The sequence below is a fragment of the Stenotrophomonas sp. 610A2 genome, from assembly GCF_030549615.1.
Taxonomy (GTDB): Bacteria; Pseudomonadota; Gammaproteobacteria; order Xanthomonadales; family Xanthomonadaceae; genus Stenotrophomonas; species Stenotrophomonas pigmentata.
In genome coordinates this window covers 564,482-581,907 of record NZ_CP130832.1, presented here as the reverse complement: position 1 = coordinate 581,907, position 17,426 = coordinate 564,482, and the positions used below count along the sequence as shown (strand labels likewise).

Here is a 17,426-nt window from a genome sequence, read left to right as displayed (position 1 = left end):
TTTCACCTCAATCCCAAACCTGTCACCCGCACTTGCTATACCCACAATTCAAGCAAGTCTGGCAGCCGTCCATGATCACAAGTGCCTTGGTGCTGCACTTGTGGCACATGGTGGCGGCGGCGGGGAAGCTGCCGTTGTCGGCGCTTTCCGGGTCGGCTTCGAGAACGAAAACCTCAGAAGCTACCCCTCCCTGACTCTCCCCTTCGCTTTGCGAAAGGGAGCGGGCTGCAGCTGCACTCGGCGTGGCCGGCGCTGCGTTTACTTCACTGTTTTTTTTTGAGCGTTCTTCGAACTGCTTGCGCTTCTCGGCGATCAGGGCGCGCTGGTGGGCGCTCATTTCCGGGTCGTGCAGCAGGCCGATCGACTTCATGTGGTCTTCGACGATGGAGCCGAGCTCGGCCACCAGCGACGGCATGTACACGCCGCCGGCCTTGAAGTAACCGCCCTTCGGGTCGAACACGGCCTTCATTTCGTCAACGATGAAGGTGACGTCGCCGCCCTTGCGGAATACGGCGGACATGATGCGGGTCAGCGCCACGATCCACTGGAAATGCTCCATCGACTTGGAGTTGATGAAGATCTCGAACGGACGGCGCAGCTCGTGCTCGGTGTCCTGGTTGAGCACGATGTCGTTGATGGTCACGTAGAAGGCGTGCTCCACCAGCGGCGATTTGATCTTGTAGGTGCTGCCGATCAGCACTTCCGGGCGCTCGATGCGCTCGTGCATGTGCACGATGTTGTCGATCGGGGATTCGTCCTGGGCCACCGTGACCGGGGCTTTGGCCGCTGCTGCTTCACGGGCTTTGTCGTCCGGAGTGACGACGGAGTAACCCTTGATTTTCTTGTCGATCTTGACGGCCATGGTACGAATCCTGGTTATGCGTTGCTATACGGTTTGGCAGCAACCCCGCCCCTGCGGGACGGGGTGCGCGGTGCGGCTTACTTGCGGGTCGCCTTCTTGGCGGCCTTCTTCACTGCGGTGGCCTTCTTGGCAACCGTCTTCTTTGCGGTAGCGGCCTTCTTGGCCACGCTCTTCTTGGTCAGGGCAACCTTCTTGGCAACCGTCTTCTTGCTGACGGCTACTTTCTTGGCGACCTTCTTTTCAGTGGCCTTCACCGTCTTCTTGACGGCGGCGACCTTCTTGGCGGCCTTCTTTTCGACCTTCTTCACTGCCTTCTTGGCAGCGGTGGTCTTCTTGACGACAGCCTTGGCAATCTTCTTCTCGGTGGCCTTCACCGACTTCTTGGCGGCAGCAGCCTTCTTGCCGACGGCCTTGGCGACCTTCTTCTCGGCAGCCTTCACCGTCTTCTTGGCCGAGGCGACCTTGGTGGCGGCCTTCTTCTCGACCTTGGCGATGGCCTTCTTGGTCGCCGCACGCTTGCCGGCGCCCTTCTTCTTCAGCTCGGTGGCTTCTGCCTTGGCGTTGGCCTTGGCGGCTTCCAGCTTCTGGCGGACCGAGGCGACCTTCTTCTTTACTTCCTTCTTGGCCGCGCTGGCCTTCTTGGCGACGACCTTCTCAGCCTTCTTGACGGCCTTTTCGGCCTTCTTTACAGCCTTCTTGACCTTGGCAACCTGCTTCTTGGCGCCGGCCTCAACCTTCTTTGCGCTGGCCTTCACTGCGACCACAGCCTCGCTGGCGGTTGCAGCGATGCTCTCGCCCGCGTGGGCGACGGTTTCCTTGACGGTTTCTTTCACGTCCTCGGCAACCTGGGTTACGGTCGCGGTCACACCATTACCATTGCTCATAAAGCCCTCCTAAGGGCATCGGGTCTGTAATGTGGCGATGCTATATCGAAGCCGATGCAACGTGAAACAAGCGCGCAACAGGAAGGTGGCGGCGAAGCCACCGTCATGCCCTCCCAGCGCGCGGCCGGGAGGGCGATGAAGGCACTCAGAACTTGCCGTAATAGCCTTCTTTCAGGGCGTCGAACAGGTTGGCGGCGGTGTGCATCTCGCCGTCGTACTCGATCTGTTCGTTGCCCTTGACCTCCACCACCTGGCCGTCTTCCAGCTCGAAACGGTAGGTGGTGTTCTCAAGATCCGCTTCCTTGACCAGCACGCCCTGGAAGGCGGCCGGGTTGAAACGGAAGGTGGTGCAGCCCTTCAGGCCCTGCTCGTGGGCGTAGCGGTAGATGTCCTTGAACTGCTCGTACGGATAATCGGTCGGTACGTTGGCGGTCTTGGAGATCGAGCTGTCCACCCACTTCTGCGCGGCGGCCTGCACGTCCACGTGTTCCTTGGGCGAGATGTCGTCGGCACTGATGAAGTACTCTGGCAGCTGGGCGTCAGCCTCGTCGGAGAACGGCATGGCCTTGTCGTTGACCAGCTGGCGGTAGGCCAGCAGCTCGAACGAGAACACGTCCACCTTTTCCTTGGACTTCTTGCCTTCGCGGATCACGTTGCGGCTGTAGTGGTGCGCGAACGAGGGCTCGATGCCGTTGGAGGCGTTGTTGGCCAGCGACAGGCTGATGGTGCCGGTCGGGGCGATGGAGCTGTGGTGGGTGAAGCGCGAACCGACCGTGGCCAGCTCTTCCACCAGCTCCGGGGCCACCGTGGCCACGCGCTGCATGTAGCGGCTGTAGCGGGCGTGCAGCACCTTGCCGGCGATCTTCTGGCCGACCTTCCAGCCGTCCTTCTTCATCTCCGGGCGCTGGCGCAGCATCGCGGCGGTGACGTCGAACTGCTCTTCCATGATCGGGGCGGCGCCCTTCTCACGGGCCAGCTCCAGGCCGGTTTCCCAGCCAGCCACGGCCATGTCGCGGGCGATGGCTTCGGTGAACTCGCAGGACTCGGTGCTGCCGTACTTCATCTTCAGCATGGTCATGGTGCTGCCCAGGCCGAGGAAGCCCATGCCGTGGCGGCGCTTGCGCATGATCTCGTTGCGCTGCTGTTCCAGCGGCAGGCCGTTCACTTCGACCACGTTGTCGAGCATGCGGGTGAACACGCGCACCACTTCCTTGTACTCGTCCCAGTCGAACGAGGCCTTGTCGGTGAACGGGTCGCGCACGAACTTGGTCAGGTTCACCGAGCCCAGCAGGCAGGCGCCGTACGGCGGCAGCGGCTGCTCGCCGCAGGGGTTGGTCGCGCGGATGTTCTCGCACCACCAGTTGTTGTTCATCTCGTTGACGCGGTCGATCAGGATGAAACCCGGCTCGGCATAGTCATAGGTGGAGACCATGATCATGTCCCACAGGTGACGGGCACGGATGTGGCCGTACACCTTGCAGGCCACCAGGCCGTCGTCGCGGACGATGTAGTTCTCGTGGGTCGGCCATTCGCGCCATACCACTTCCTCACCGCTGGACGGGTCCAGCTCGGCCTGTTCCTTGGTGTTGATCGGGAACACCAGCTGCCAGTCGGCATCGGTGTTGACGGCTTCCATGAAGCCATCGGTGATCAGCAGCGACAGATTGAACTGCCGCAGGCGGCCGTCTTCGCGCTTGGCGCGGATGAAGTCCTTGACGTCCGGGTGCGACACATCGAAGGTGCCCATCTGCGCGCCACGACGGCCACCGGCCGAGGACACGGTGAAGCACATCTTGTCGTAGATATCCATGAAGGACATCGGCCCGGAGGTGTAGGCGCCGGCGCCGGCGACGAAGGCACCGCGCGGACGCAGGGTGCTGAACTCGTAGCCGATACCGCAGCCGGCCTTCAGGGTCAGGCCCGCTTCGTGGACCTTCTCCAGGATGCCGTCCATCGAGTCGGTAATGGTGCCCGACACGGTGCAGTTGATGGTGCTGGTGGCCGGCTTGTGCTGCTGCGCGCCGGCATTGGAGGTGATGCGGCCAGCCGGGATCGCGCCACGGCGCAGGGCCCAGGCGAAACGCTCATACCAGTAGGCACGCTTGTCGTCGGTCGCCTCGGCGTCAGCCAGGGCGCGGGCCACGCGCAGGTAGGTGCCGTCGATATCGGCGTCCAGCGCTTCGCCCGCCTTGGTCGTGAGGCGGTACTTCTTTTCCCAGATGTCCTGCGAGGCAGGTTGCAGAGGGATCATGTCCGACTTGGTTTGATTGCTGACCACTTCCAGACGCACCGTACTCATGATTGTGGAAACTCTCCTGGGGCACCTTGCGGTGCGATTTTCTTTTCCCAAACAGGCCGGGCAGCAAAGACAACGACGCGCAGGCGCGTACTTACGCGCCTGTCGGCGGGATGAGGGGATTCCGGGAATTACCGGTTTTCTGCATCACTGTCGCGGTCATTGCACGCCTTCCGTTGGGGTGCTTGCACCCCGAGCACTAAACCCTACTGCTTGGGGACGCTGTTCACATCAACCCAACATCTAGTGGGTGATGACCAGACCAAGCTTACCCACCCACGGGGTGATGTCAAACGAAAAATCTACCGTTCGACTATTGCATTCCGTGCAGGGCTTGGGCCTCTTGGGATTGCGGCGCCGCAGAGGTTTCATTGCCGATTTAGGTGGCCGCCGCCACACTCGTGTTCAGCAACCCGCCCCACACCGGTGCGCCACAGGCGCCCACGCATGGAACCCCCGGCAATGCGACCCATCCCGACCCTGTTGACCCTGGCCCTGGCCGCCGCCTTTGGCGGCTTCACCGCCACCGCCATCAATGCCCACCTGGACAACCGCGCCGACGCCGCCACGCTGGGCACGGTGCTGCCCACCACCGCCGCGCTGCCGGCCGCGGTCGCTGGGCAGACGGTGCCGTCGCTGGCACCGATGCTGGATCAGGCGATGCCGGCCGTGGTCAGCGTCAATACCAAGCAGGTGGTGCGGGTCCGCAACCCTTACTTCGACGACCCGTTCTTCCGCCGCCTGTTCCCGCAGGTGCCACAGGAGCGCATCAACGAGTCGCTGGGCTCGGGCGTGATCATCGATGCAGCGCGCGGCTATGTATTGACCAACCACCACGTGGTCGAGAACGCCGACGACGTGCAGGTCACCCTGGCCGATGGCCGTACGGTCAAGGCCGAGTTCCTTGGTTCGGACCGCGACACCGACATCGCCCTGATCCGCATCCCCGCCGAAAAGCTCACCGCGCTGCCGCTGGGCAACAGCGACCAGCTGCGCGTCGGCGACTTCGTGGTGGCGATCGGCAACCCCTTCGGCTTCAGCCAGACCGTCACCTCGGGCATCGTCTCGGCGGTGGGCCGCAGCGGCATCCGCGGGCTGGGCTACCAGAACTTCATCCAGACCGATGCCTCGATCAACCCCGGCAACTCCGGCGGCGCACTGGTCAACCTCAACGGCCAGTTGGTCGGCATCAATACCGCCAGCTACAACCCGCAGGGCAGCATGGCCGGCAACATCGGCCTGGGTCTGGCCATTCCGTCCAATCTTGCCCGCGACGTGGTCGAGCAGCTGATCACCAAGGGCGTGGTGGTGCGTGGCACGCTGGGCGTGGAAACGCAGAACCTGACGCCGCAGATCGCCCAGGGCCTGGGCCTGGAAGAAGCCCGCGGCGCCTTGGTGACGCGCGTGCTGGCCGGTTCCGGTGCGGCAGCGGCCGGGGTGAAGGCGGGCGACGTGGTCACCGCGATCAACGGCCAGCGCGTGGACAGCGCGCAGGCCCTGCACAACTTTGAAGGTCTCTCCACGGTCGGCCGCACGGTTGACCTGGAAGTGCGCCGCGACGGCAAGCCGCTGCAGCTCAAGGCCACCTTGAAGGAACAACCACGCGCGGTGGCCGGCGACACGCTCGATCCGCGCCTGAGCGGCGCCACCTTTGCCGACCTGCCCGAATCGCTGCGCCAGGCCGGCATCAACGGCGTGCTGGTCAGCGAAGTGGCGCGCGGCAGCCGCGCTGCGCAATCAGGCTTGGCCGGTGGCGATGTGATTCTCGCCGCCAGCAGCGGCGCCTTCACCGACCTCGCCGGTTGGCGCGCCAGCTTCGGCCAACGCCCGCCGCAGCTGGTGTTGAGCATCCTGCGCGGCGGCAGCCAGCGTGGCCAATTGATGATGCGATGATGCTCAAGTGAGCAACTTGTTGTGCCGGCGTAACGTTGTTTACACCCGGCAACTGCTATTTGTTGAGTTCTGTTGCAACCGCGCGCCATCCGGCGCACCCGCTGAAACCAGGAGATCACGATGAGCCCCACCAATACCGAGAACATGAAGGAACACCTGGGCGAGGCTGGCGCACACCTGAAGTCCGCCGCTTCCGCCGCTGGCTCGGCCGTCAAGGGCGCTGCCGGTGCTGCCGGCGACGAACTGCGTCTGGGCAAGGCCAACATGAAGGCCGAACTGTCCGACAGCGCGCTGTCTGGCCTGGCCGCCGCTGAACTTGGCGGTGCCGCTGCCAAGGAACAGGTCGATGCACTGATGGACAAGGGCAAGGACCTGATCGACAGCGCCGCCGACCTCATCCGTGAGCGTCCGCTGGCTTCGTTCGGCGTGGCCTTCGCCGCTGGCTGGATCATTGCCAAGCTCGCCCGCAGCAACGACTGATCGGCGTGAGCGATAACGCAACACCGCCCACTGGCGACGATTCCACCCCGGGCCAGGCGCCCGGGCTGGAAGAAAGCATCCGTCAGGTTGGCGCAGCCGGCCGGCAGACGCTGGACTCGGCTTCCAACACGCTGCGCTCCCTGCGCCGGCTGGCTTCGGCCGACCTGGCCCTGGCGCGCAGCGCGTTTGGTCGTTCCTTGGCATGGAGCGGCGTGGCCATCGTATTCGGTGCCTCGGCCTGGCTGCTGTTGGCAGCCACGGCAGTGGCGATGCTGCAATACATGGGCCTGTCGCTGTTCGTCTCGCTGCTGATCCCCACCCTGACCAGCCTGGCCGTCACCGGCTATGCGGTATGGCGGGTGTCGTACTTCTTCCACCACACCGGCATGCATGCCACCCGCCGGCAGTTGTCGCGGCTGGGCCTGTTTGATGAGCCCAATGGCGAAGACCCCGATGCCGAAGTGAAGATCCCCGGGGAGAACACACCGTGAATTTCGAAGCCCTGCAACGCCGAGTGCGCCGCGCCGAAGCCGTGGTGCAGGTGCGTGGCGAGGAAGCCACCCAGCACTGGGACCAGCTCAACCAGAGCTGGCGCAGTGCATGGACGCCCGGTCGCATCGTGGTGGTCGGCCTGGCCGGCGGCTTCCTGGCTGGCAAGCTGGAACCCGGCGGTGCCTTCAGCGGCAGCCGTTGGCTGCAGATGATCGGCTCGGTGTCCGGGCTGGTCAGCAGCGCGCAGGCCTCGGTCGCCTCCTTTGCCGCCGCTGCGGCAGCAGCCGGGGTGATGGCCGGGCAGGCTGCAGCCGATACCGATGAAGGCACCGACGACGAAGGCGACAACGACGACGCCCCGCCGCCGCAATCGGCTTCCGCCAACCCGCGCAACAACAGCACACCGCCCCGTCCCGCCGAAGCGGCGACAGAACTGTCAGAATCCTGAGCACGGCGCCAGCGCGCGCCGTTCCGTTCACGGAGCGCTGCCCGCATGTCTGACCCGTTGCCCGAAGCCACACCCCGCCCTGCCGAAGCCCCTGCACCGCGCCCGCGCGCACCCGTCGCCGTGGTGGTGCTGGCGACGTTGGCGGTGGGCTATACGCTGTGGGCCGCGCAGGAAGTGATCCTGCCGGTGCTACTGGCGATGTTCTTCGCGCTGATCGGCAACCCCATCATCCGTCTGCTGCAGAAACTGCACCTGCCACGCTTCCTCGGCGCATTGCTGGTGCTGGCGGCAGGCCTGGCCGGCAGCGCCGCGCTGACCGTGCAGCTGGCCGGCCCGGCCACCGAATGGGTGCAGGAAGCACCGCAGCAGATGCGGCAGATCTCGCGGCAGGTGCAGGACTTCGTCAAACCGGTGCAACAGGCCAACCTGGCAGCGGAGAGCTTCGCCCGCGCCGCTGGCGGTGAAGGCAACCGCAAGGTGCAGGTGATCCGCACCCAGCTCGACGATCCCTACAAGGCACTGGTGCGCACGCCCAAGCTGGCCGCCTCGGCGCTGGCAGTGGTGCTGCTGACCCTGTTCTTCATGATCTATGGCGAAAACCTGCAGCGGCACGTGATTGCGCTGCTGCCCAACCGCCAGCAAAAGCGCTTCACCGCGGAGATCCTGCGCTCGATCGAGCGCGAGCTGTCGCGCTACGTACTGACCATCACCATCATCAATGTCGGCCTGGGCCTGATCCTGTCCGGCGTGCTGATGCTGCTCGGCGTCGCCCTGCCCGAGGCCCTGCTATGGGGCACGGTGGCCGCGCTGCTGAATTTCGCCCCGTACGTGGGGCCGCTGATCGGCATCGTGCTGATGCTGCTGATGGGCTTCGTCGAATTCCGCGATCCACTGACCGCCCTGCTGCCGGCGCTGGCCTACCTGGCCCTGCATACGCTGGAGGGGCAATTGATCACGCCCATCGTGCTCGGCCGCCGCATGGCGATCTCGCCGCTGATGCTGATCCTGGCGCTGATGTTGTTCGGCTGGCTGTGGGGCATGATCGGCCTGCTGCTGGCAGTGCCGCTATTGGTCTGCGTGAAGCTGGTGCTGAGCCGCGTGGACGGCATGCATGGCTGGGCAAAGCTGCTGGAGTAAGCACCGCTTTTGTAGGAGCGGCGTCAGCCGCGAAGCTGATGATGCTGCCGGAATCAGCAACGTAGCCCGGGTAAGCGCAGCGCACCCGGGGCCGTTTGCAGACAACTCCAGACATCAGCACGCGCCCACCTCCCGGGTGCGCTGCGCTTACCCGGGCTACGCCGCTGATGATGTGCCGGCTTCGCGGCTGACGCCGCTCCCACAAGCAAGATCGGGCAGCCACGGCCCCTACAGGCCCGGCTCATGGGCTTGGCGTAAAATGCCCGGATGAACTTCCCCGTACTCGCCATCACCCTCGATCTGGACGACACCCTGTGGCCGTTCGCTCCCATCGGCGCCCGCATCGATCAGGTGCTGCATGACTGGATGCTGGAGCACAGCCCGGCCACCGCCAGCATGTACCCGGTCACGGCCATGCGTGAACTGCGTGAACGCTCGTTCCGCGACAACCCGCACCTGCACTACGACCTGAGCGCATTGCGCCGACTGACCCTGGCCGAGGCGCTGGAGAAGAGCGGCGCCAGCATGGACCTGCTGGATCCGGCCTATGAAGCCTTCTATGCAGCGCGTAACCAGGTCGAGTTCTACCCCGATGCATTGGCCGCACTGCGCCGCATCGCCGCGCGCGTGCCGGTGGCTGCGGTGAGCAACGGCAATGCAGACCTGCAGCGCATTGGCATCGGCGAGCTGTTCGCCTTCCAGCTGGGCTCGCGCGAGTTCGGTGCGGCCAAGCCGGACCCGGGCATCTTCCATGCCGCCTGCGAGCGCCTCGGCGTTGAGCACGCGCATGTATTGCACGTCGGCGACCACGCCGAGATGGACGTAGCCGGTGCGATGCGCGCCGGCCTGCGTGGTTGCTGGATCAACCGCGAAGAACATTCATGGACCCACACCGAACTGCAGCCCGACCTGCAGTTCGACACCCTGACCGGACTGGCCGACTGGCTGGATGGCAACGCCTCCAACCCGCAGCGCTAAGCCCACGGCCGCCAGCAGACGCAAGAGAACACCATGACCCCGATTACCGCTTACACCACCGATTCCACCAACGCCCTGCCGCTATACGTGCTGGACCGCGACGGCTTTGCCGCGTGGAAGGCACAGCAGCCGGCCGCCGTGCAGGCCTGGGCCGCAGCGCAGCAGTTCAACGCCGCACCGACCAGCGTGCTGCTGCTGCCCGGCGACAACGGCATTGCCGGCGCCGTGCTCGGCGTTGGCGATCATGCTGATGCCTACGCCTACGCGCACGCACCGTTCGCACTGCCGGCCGGCACAACCTGGCAGGTTGCCAACGAACTGGACGCCAGCAGCAGCGCCAACCTGCAGATCGGCTGGGGCCTGGGCAGCTACCGCTTCGACCGCTACCGCAAGCTGGCGCGCCCGGCCGCGCAACTGCTGGCAACGCCTGCCGCCGAAGTGCTGGACGTGGTGACCGCCTGCCTGCGCGTGCGCGATTGGGTCAACACACCGACCGAAGACATGGGCCCGCAGCAGCTGGAAGACGCCGCGCGCGATCTGGTCGAAGCCCATGGCGGCGAGCTGGAAGTGATTGCCGGCGACGAACTGCTGGAAATGAACTTCCCGACCATCCACGCCGTTGGCCGCGCCTCGCACCGCGCACCGCGCCTGATCGTGCTGCGCTGGGGCAACGCGGGTGCGCCGCATCTGGCACTGGTCGGCAAGGGCGTGTGCTTCGACACCGGCGGCCTGGATCTGAAGCCGGCTGACGGCATGCGCAACATGAAGAAGGACATGGGCGGTGCCGCCCACGCCATCGCCCTGGCGGGCCTGGTGATGGCGCAGCAGCTGCCGGTGCAGCTGACCCTGGTGGTGGCTGCAGTCGAAAACGCAGTTGGTCCGGATGCCTTCCGTCCCGGCGAAGTGATCACCACTCGCAAGGGCCTCACCGTGGAGATCGACAACACCGACGCCGAAGGCCGCCTGGTGCTGTGCGACGCGCTCACCTACGTCAGCGAGCAGAACCCGGACACCATCCTCGATTTCGCCACCCTCACCGGTGCTGCACGTATCGCGCTGGGCCCGGATCTGCCGGCCTTGTTCGCCAATGACGACACCCTGGCCAACCAGTGGCTGCAGGCTGGCGACAGCACCCGCGACCCGGTGTGGCGCATGCCCTTGTGGCGTCCCTACCTGCGCTACCTCAACAGCGGCATCGCCGATCTCGCCAACGCCGGCTCGCGCATGGCTGGCTCGGTGACCGCAGCGCTGTATCTGGAGCGTTTCATCAACGAAGGCCAGGTGTGGGCACATCTGGACGTCTACGCCTGGAACGACGGCGAACGCCCGGGGCGCCCGGCCGGTGGTGAGGCGCTGGCATTGCGCTCGGCGTGGGCGATGTTGAAGACGCGTTACGGTAGTTGAGTCAGGCTTCTGCCTTTGGTAGTGCCGAGCCATGCTCGGCAGGGGCCTTACCGGTAAAGCCGCACAAACTGTAATGCCGAGCCATGCTCGGCATTGGGGCTCTACCGGTGAAGCCCCTGCCGAGCATGGCTCGGCACTACAGACGGCATTGCCCCTCCCCAAGGAAGGGAGCAATGCATCAAGCCTTCAGTGCTGCCAACGACTCGGCCTGCAGGCGCTCGTAGATTGCGAACTCGTCGCTGACCGTCGCGCCCAGGGCCTGCTCGAAGGCATCGCGGTTGGCACGCGCGGCATAGGCCCGCTGCTCACCGCCGCCGAGGTTGGACTGGAAAATACCCGCCGCACTCACCGGCAGGAAATCCTCATAGATGATCGGGTCAGCGCTGGCCAGGCCGCGCTCGATCAGTACTTCCGCCGGCAAGGCACGGGTTTCCGCATCAGCGGCAAGACCGGCATCGGTCAGGCTGTAACGGTAATAACCAAGGCCTTCGCGTCGCAGCGTTGCATGGTCATCCGGGAACGCGGCAAACGCACTCTGCAGGCGCTGCATGTAGTCGCCACCGGCACTGCCTTCGCCGCCACGTGCCTGCGCAAGCAGGACGTCATACAGGTCACGACCCTTCGGCGTCAGCGCAAGACCGCGCTGTTCGATCTCACCGAAGCGCGCGGTATGGGTACCAGCTTCGTTGTCGGCTCCCGACGGAAAATGCACCATCTCCTCCAGCGCCTTGAAGCTGGTCTGGCGCAGCAGGATGGCGCAGTTGCGACGCGGCGGGCCTTCGATCACGGCCTTTGCCGCCAGACCACGTTCATGCATCGCCGCCTGTGCGGCATCAATGTCCAGCGTGCGCGGGGTGAGGTGGTTGATGTGCGGGCCACGGAAGCTGACCACGTCGGCAACCAGACGGTGCGCACCGTGCAGGGCGTGATAGGTCTCCAGCGACACGGTGGCTTCGTTGTGCCAGCGGAAGGTTTCCAGTGACTCAACGACGAAGCGCCAGGCATCGTCTTCGCTCAAACCGCCATCACGCTCGCACTGCTCGATCAGCTGCAGCGCGCCAGCGGTGAAGATATTGCGGCGGGCCAGGATCTCGGCGGCCTGCTCGCGCAGTGCGGCGTCTTCGATCAACTCCAGGCGTAGCAGCGAGGTGAAAACGCGGAACGGGTTGCGGTTCAAGGACTCGCCATCCACCGGCCGGAACGCGGTGGAATGCACCGGCACGCCGGCCACCGACAGATCGTAATAACCCACCGGCTGCATACCCACCACCGCGAACAGGCGGCCAAGCGTGGCCAGCTCCTGCGCGGTGCCGACACGGATCGCGCCATGGCGCTCGACGTCCAGGCGCTCGCGCTCGCCGCTGCGCTGCATCTGCGCGGCCAGCTCCGGCTGCGCGGCCAGGACGTCGGCGTTGATCGCGCCAACCAGTTCCACCAACGTGCCGTACAACGGCACTTCGGTGCGGTACATATGCGACATCGCCTGCGAGAACAGGCTGCGGATGTGATCGGGCGAAACGAAACGGTCGGCGGTCATGACAAAGCGCTTTGACGCGAAATCGAAGGAACGCCATTTTCGCCCGGAATCGACCGCCGCGCCTATCCGCCCTGCAGCAATTACTGCCGCCGTTTACTCCGCGTCACTCTTGCGCGCTGCTGCCTCGCGCTGGGCGCGGTCGCCGAGCTGGCGCTGCAGCAGCGGGTCCAGCGTGATTGGCCTGTCCCAGTGGTCGAAACTGGCGACGATGGCGTGGCGCAGGGCGCGCCAGCGCAGGTTGTCCGGTGGCGGCTGCAGGCCTGCCAGCACGTCCTTCCAGCTGGCCTCGGGCTGCTGCGCGCGGGCCTTCACCGCGGTGCGGCAGTTGCTGCCATTGAGCTTGCCCCAGAAGCAGGCCAGATAGACATCGCCGGGCTTCCAGCCATGGTCCTGCAACAAGGCCTGCACATAGCCCGGGCGGGCGCTGGCATAACGCGCCAGCTCATCGACGAAGGCTTCCGGGTAGCGCGCGGCATAGGCGTTGATGTCGGCCAGCTGCTTGTCCACCCAGGCATCACCGGTGGCCGGCGCGTAGGCCTCGGCCACTACGGCCGTTGCTGGCTGCTGGGCCAACAACGGCAGTGGCAGCACGGTAGCTGCCAGCAATCCAAGCCGCAGCAGCAAGCCTGCGCGACGTGGGGCTTGCCAGGAGCCTGCCGCGCTCACCTCAGTTGCCTTGTGCCGCTGCAGCCTGCGCGGCGACGGCACGCACCGCTTCCGGCCACTGGTGGGCGGTATCGGCGTGGTGCAGGCGCGGTTCTTCCGCGGAGACGCCGTGCTCGGCCTCATGCGCCCAGGTCATCGCGTACGGGGTGTGGATGCCCCAGCCGCCCAGCCCCAGCACCGGCTCGATATCCGAGCGCAGCGAATTGCCGACCATCACGAAACGCTCGGCCGGCATGTTGAACTCGGCCAACACCTTGGCGTAGGTCGACTGGTCCTTCTCCGAGATGATCTCGATGCGCGGGAACAGGTCCAGCAGGCCGGAACGCTCGATCTTCTGCTCCTGATGGAACAGATCGCCCTTGGTGATCAGCACTACCGGGTATTCGGCGGCGATGGCCGCCACGGCTTCACGGACGCCATCGATGACATCGACCGGATGTTCAAGCGTGCGGCGGCCGATCTCGACGATCTGGCGCAGGTCGTGCGCGGAGATCTTCTCATCGGTGAGCTCGATGGCGGCTTCCAGCATCGACAAGGTCATGCCCTTGGCACCGTAGCCGAACACGGCCAGGTTGCGCCGCTGCACCTTGAGCAGATGCTGGGCGGTGCCGGCATCGTGCAGGTCGATGTAGTTGCTGAGGATCAGGCCAAATTCGTGCTCGGCCTTCTGGTAATAGTCTTCGCTCTTCCAGAGCGTGTCATCGCCGTCGAAGCCGACCAGGCCGATGGCGGAGGGGGAAGTCTGCATGTTCATGCCGCACAGGATAGCAATCTGCCCTGCGGTGAATAGGGGATTGCGTCTGGAAGGCGCGGTTTGCTGGCTCGTTTGACAGCTCGAGCAAAGTGCAACGGCAGGAGCCCCCCTCCCCAGCCCTCCCCTGCACTGCGTGCAAGGGAGGGAGCGGACCGCGCGAACTGCTGGTTCATCGCGCAATGCCGCTTTTACCCCCTCCCTTGCGCATAGCGCAGGGGAGGGTTGGGGAGGGGTGCTCTTCGAGCCTTACCCGGTTACCAGTTACTTCTTATGCGCAGCCGCATAAGCCCGGTATTCCTCCGGCGTCAGCTTGCCATCCTTGTCGCTGTCGGCCTCATCAAATACCTGTGCAAGGCCGGCATTGGCCTGCGACTCGGTCTTGCTGATGGTGCCATCACCATCGTCATCAACATCGGCCCAGCTCTGGCCGCCACCGGCCGCGGCCGAAGCCTTGGCTGCACTGCTTGATGCGCTGGCTGCAGCGCTCTGCGCCTGTGCGGCCGAATCCTGTGCTTCTGCAGCCTGTGCCTGCGCGGCGGCGGCCTGATCCTGTGCGTCCTGGGCCATGGCCGGCAGTGCAAGTGCGGAACCAACGATGGCAACCAGGGCGAACAGCGGGGTGCGATTACGTACGGTCATCAGGTCTTCCTCGTGTGTTGGCAAAAGCGCGGAAATTCCGCACACCCCAACCCTGACAAGCGGCGACTGAATCGCTTGCACCCCGCAGAACCACGACAAACATCCTGTTAACCACTTGTGCCAATCCAGCGGTTACCGCCGACGTTAGCCGTGCATGAAACGAACGTAAGCCGATGATTAGAGCGTTCCACCCATCGTGCTTATCAACACGATGCAGCCGCCTCAAGCATCATGCGTGACGTCAGCCAGCGGCTGCCGCGAACTGAACAACAACCAACCCAAGCCGACGCCAACCGCCACACCAATCAACTCGAACAGCACGCGCGTGCCGAGCTGGTCCGGATCATGGATCGATGCCAGCGCCAATTTGGCGTATAGCGGCGACTGCAGGTTGACCATGCCCAGCGAAAACAGCTTCCAGCTGTCCACACCGGCTGCGATGGCCGCCGCGATCAACGCGGCATAGGCGATGGCGTGGCCGTGGCGCAGGCCTGTGCGTCGGCACACCTGCCACCACAGCGCAAACACCACGAAGCCAATCGCCAGGGCGATCAGCCCCGCTTCCAACGAGCCGAGCAGGCCGTAATGCAGAACCAGATTCATCGGCGCGCTGCGCTCCATTCAGGGAACCGCAGTCTACCCGCCCCTGCGCCGCTCAACGTACCGGGAAGTCGTAGGCCGTGGTCGGGGTGGGCTCGGGCTTGAAGGTGTAGTGCCACCATTCCATCGCGTAATTGGCGAAACCCTGCGCCTGCATCGCATCCAGCAGCAGCTGCCGGTTCTGCTTCTGCGGCGCGCTGATATCCGGGTTGGCGGTATGCGCCAGCGGATCGAAGCGATCGAAGCCGGTACCCATGTCCAAGGGGGTGCACGGCATACTGCGGCAATCCAGCACGCCCAGATCGACCGTGGCGGCGCGGCTATGGCCAGAGGTCTCGGCGATATAGCCATCGAGCAGGCGGCTCTTGTCGATGTTGGGGTAATAGCGCTGCTTGGCGATCTGATCCTTGTCGTCGTGTACCCAGGTGACGAACGAGGTCACCGAATGCACCGGCCGGTAACAGTCAAACACCTGCAGTCGATAGCCCTGCGCGCGCAGCCCGCGCTGCACCCGTGCCAAGGCCTGCGCGACCGGCTGCAATAGATAGCAACGCGGCGCTTCATAGCCCGGGACGACGCGGCCGGTAAAGTTGTCGGTGCCGGCGTAGCGGATATCCAGGGCGATGTCCGGGGCCAGCGTGGTGACATCTACGATGCCGGCCTGTGCCGGCGTCTTTGCCGGTGATACCTGCACCTGCTGGGCAAGCGCGGTGAACGGCAACAGCGCCAGCAACAACGGCAGCGACTTAGCGGCAATCGCCACGGCGTTGGAATTCCAGATCGGGGTAGTCATAGCTGAAGTCGATATCCGGGTCGATGGCACGTAGATGCAGCAGCGGTTGTTGCGTGTCGGCGGAAAATTCCAGCCAGGCATCGGCATCTTCGCCCAATCCCTGCCAGGACACATACCAGCGCTCGCCGGCACGCATCACCTGCCCGGTCATGCGCGGCGACTTGACCGAGGCGAACTGCAGCTTGCCATCACGCGGGCACAAGGACACCTCGCCGAACCACGGGTCTTGCCAGATGCCGGCCTTGTCGCCGAATTCCGCTGGTGTGGCCGCACGCGCCTTCGGCAACCCCGGGCGCACATGCCCAGCTGAGCGCCGCTGCGCGGCGGCCTCGTCGATCAAGCCTGCGTAATGCAGCACGTCATTGTTCGCGGTCGGTTCGGTGTACTGCTTGAGCATGGCCTGCATCAATGCGGTACGCGCGTCCTCAGCTTCACCGTTGATCAGGATCACCACGCCGGTTTTACGGTCCGGCAGCAAGGCCAGAGAGGAGTACATGCCGGACAAGGTTCCGGTATGCGCGACCTTCCACTGCCCATCCATGTCTGACAGACGCCAGCCATAGCCATAGGCATGGAAGTGCGTGTTGTCCCAGTCGCGCAGGCGTTGGCTGACCGGCATCGGCATATGCGCGGTCCACAAAGCGCGGCGCTGGGTCGCATCCAACCAGCCCGGCGCCTGCGAAGGATCCAGCAATACGTCCATCCAGCGCAGCATGTCGTTGAGGCTGCAGCGGATGCCGCCCGCCGCCATCGATGGGAAATCGGTGACCTGCGCGGGATCGGGTTCGGCAGCGATATTGCGCTTGCCGTCACGGCGATGCGGCCGGGCGACATTGCCAACTGCCGTCGGCGACCACGCGCCTACCTGACAGCGCTGCATACCCAGCGGCTGGAAGATTTCCTCGCGCACCAGCTGCGAGTACGGTTTTCCACCTGCAGCAGCAGCGACTTCACCGGCCACCACATACATCAGGTTGTCGTAGGCGTACTCGCTACGGAAACTACCGGTCGGCTTCAGATGCGCCAAGCCGGCGATGATGTCGCTACGATCAAAGTTGTTCGGTTCGGGCCACAGCATCAGGTCGCCAGCGCCCAGGCCGAGGCCGCTGTTGTGGATCAACAGGTCGCGCACCTGCATGTTGCGCGTCACCCACGGGTCCTGCATGCGGAACTGCGGCAGATGCCTGGTGACGGGGTCATCCCAATGCAGCTTGCCGGCCTGTACCAAGCGCGCAAGTACCGCAGCGGTCATCGCCTTGGTGTTGGAGGCGATCTTGAACAGGCTGTCGTCGTTGATCGCTGCGCCCTCGCCCACGGCCAGCTCGCCGCGGGTGATACGCCGCACCACCTTGCCATCCTCGATCACGCCCACCGCAATGCCGGGCAGCTGATAGCGCTGCATCGCCTGGTCAACCAGAGCATCCATCCGCGCAGTATCGGCGTCCGCCGCCAACAGAGGGCTCGCCAGCAACATGGCAACAGCGGCGAACAACAGTTTCAGTCGCATCGTCATCGTTCTCCACAAAAGCGAACGGCCCGCCGAAGCGGGCCGTTCTCAAACAC

At 64.8% G+C, this 17,426-nt stretch carries 17 protein-coding genes; 7 read left to right on the top strand and 10 right to left on the bottom strand.

The genetic code is table 11. The features are described from left to right. Positions 1-22 precede the first annotated feature (22 nt). The 3 genes from Q5Z11_RS02535 to Q5Z11_RS02525 all read right to left on the bottom strand — a co-directional run bounded on the left by Q5Z11_RS02535 (position 23) and on the right by Q5Z11_RS02525 (position 4,045). Positions 23-862 (bottom strand): TSCPD domain-containing protein, encoded by an 840-nt coding sequence (locus Q5Z11_RS02535; protein ID WP_303748571.1) that lies wholly within the window; start codon positions 860-862, stop codon positions 23-25. 77 nt (positions 863-939) lie between these two features. Next, positions 940-1,746: a histone gene (locus tag Q5Z11_RS02530; RefSeq protein ID WP_303748570.1), complete on the bottom strand. Its 807-nt coding sequence runs from the start codon at positions 1,744-1,746 to the stop codon at positions 940-942. A gap of 145 nt (positions 1,747-1,891) precedes the next feature. Then, complete coding sequence (locus Q5Z11_RS02525) at positions 1,892-4,045, bottom strand: adenosylcobalamin-dependent ribonucleoside-diphosphate reductase (RefSeq protein WP_303748569.1); 2,154 nt, start codon at positions 4,043-4,045, stop codon at positions 1,892-1,894. 459 nt (positions 4,046-4,504) lie between these two features. Here Q5Z11_RS02525 and Q5Z11_RS02520 point away from each other — a divergent pair, with 459 nt between their 5' ends. The 7 genes from Q5Z11_RS02520 (at position 4,505) to Q5Z11_RS02490 (ending at position 10,874) form a co-directional block, all read left to right on the top strand. Beyond that, positions 4,505-5,935: a Do family serine endopeptidase gene (locus tag Q5Z11_RS02520; RefSeq protein ID WP_303748568.1), complete on the top strand. Its 1,431-nt coding sequence runs from the start codon at positions 4,505-4,507 to the stop codon at positions 5,933-5,935. A 120-nt stretch (positions 5,936-6,055) separates the two neighbouring features. Continuing rightward, positions 6,056-6,415: a hypothetical protein gene (locus Q5Z11_RS02515; protein WP_296246876.1), complete on the top strand. Its 360-nt coding sequence runs from the start codon at positions 6,056-6,058 to the stop codon at positions 6,413-6,415. Positions 6,416-6,420: 5 nt separating this feature from the next. Beyond that, positions 6,421-6,906, top strand: coding sequence for a phage holin family protein (locus Q5Z11_RS02510; RefSeq protein ID WP_303748567.1), 486 nt, complete (start codon positions 6,421-6,423; stop codon positions 6,904-6,906). Then, positions 6,903-7,355 (top strand): protein sip-5, encoded by a 453-nt coding sequence (locus Q5Z11_RS02505; protein WP_303748566.1) that lies wholly within the window; start codon positions 6,903-6,905, stop codon positions 7,353-7,355. Before Q5Z11_RS02510 ends, Q5Z11_RS02505 begins: the two co-directional genes overlap by 4 nt. 45 nt (positions 7,356-7,400) lie before the next feature. Beyond that, positions 7,401-8,492, top strand: a complete 1,092-nt coding sequence (locus tag Q5Z11_RS02500) for an AI-2E family transporter (RefSeq protein WP_303748565.1) — start codon at positions 7,401-7,403, stop codon at positions 8,490-8,492. A 267-nt stretch (positions 8,493-8,759) separates the two neighbouring features. Next, entirely contained in the window at positions 8,760-9,470 is a 711-nt protein-coding gene (locus Q5Z11_RS02495) for an HAD family hydrolase (protein ID WP_303748564.1), read from the top strand. Between the two features lie 33 nt (positions 9,471-9,503). Further along, positions 9,504-10,874 carry a leucyl aminopeptidase family protein gene (locus Q5Z11_RS02490; RefSeq protein WP_303748563.1) on the top strand — a complete coding sequence of 457 codons (1,371 nt, stop codon included), beginning with the start codon at positions 9,504-9,506 and terminating at the stop codon, positions 10,872-10,874. A gap of 178 nt (positions 10,875-11,052) precedes the next feature. On the opposite strand, the gene hglS is transcribed toward Q5Z11_RS02490, so the two are convergent. From hglS to Q5Z11_RS02455, 7 genes are all read right to left on the bottom strand, one after another. Beyond that, complete coding sequence (hglS, locus tag Q5Z11_RS02485; protein ID WP_303748562.1) at positions 11,053-12,411, bottom strand: 2-oxoadipate dioxygenase/decarboxylase HglS; 1,359 nt, start codon at positions 12,409-12,411, stop codon at positions 11,053-11,055. Between the two features lie 93 nt (positions 12,412-12,504). After that, positions 12,505-13,077: a hypothetical protein gene (locus tag Q5Z11_RS02480; RefSeq protein WP_303748561.1), complete on the bottom strand. Its 573-nt coding sequence runs from the start codon at positions 13,075-13,077 to the stop codon at positions 12,505-12,507. A 1-nt stretch (position 13,078) separates the two neighbouring features. Beyond that, on the bottom strand, positions 13,079-13,831 hold the full coding sequence (locus Q5Z11_RS02475; RefSeq protein ID WP_303748560.1) for an HAD family hydrolase: 753 nt from the start codon (positions 13,829-13,831) through the stop codon (positions 13,079-13,081). A gap of 261 nt (positions 13,832-14,092) precedes the next feature. Next, complete coding sequence (locus Q5Z11_RS02470) at positions 14,093-14,470, bottom strand: EF-hand domain-containing protein (RefSeq protein ID WP_303748559.1); 378 nt, start codon at positions 14,468-14,470, stop codon at positions 14,093-14,095. A 222-nt stretch (positions 14,471-14,692) separates the two neighbouring features. Continuing rightward, complete coding sequence (locus Q5Z11_RS02465) at positions 14,693-15,073, bottom strand: hypothetical protein (protein ID WP_303748558.1); 381 nt, start codon at positions 15,071-15,073, stop codon at positions 14,693-14,695. Between the two features lie 52 nt (positions 15,074-15,125). Continuing rightward, positions 15,126-15,863, bottom strand: coding sequence for a M15 family metallopeptidase (locus tag Q5Z11_RS02460; RefSeq protein ID WP_345783901.1), 738 nt, complete (start codon positions 15,861-15,863; stop codon positions 15,126-15,128). Beyond that, positions 15,817-17,376 carry a serine hydrolase domain-containing protein gene (locus Q5Z11_RS02455; protein ID WP_405051647.1) on the bottom strand — a complete coding sequence of 520 codons (1,560 nt, stop codon included), beginning with the start codon at positions 17,374-17,376 and terminating at the stop codon, positions 15,817-15,819. The genes Q5Z11_RS02460 and Q5Z11_RS02455 overlap by 47 nt, the downstream gene beginning before the upstream one ends. Positions 17,377-17,426 lie beyond the last annotated feature (50 nt).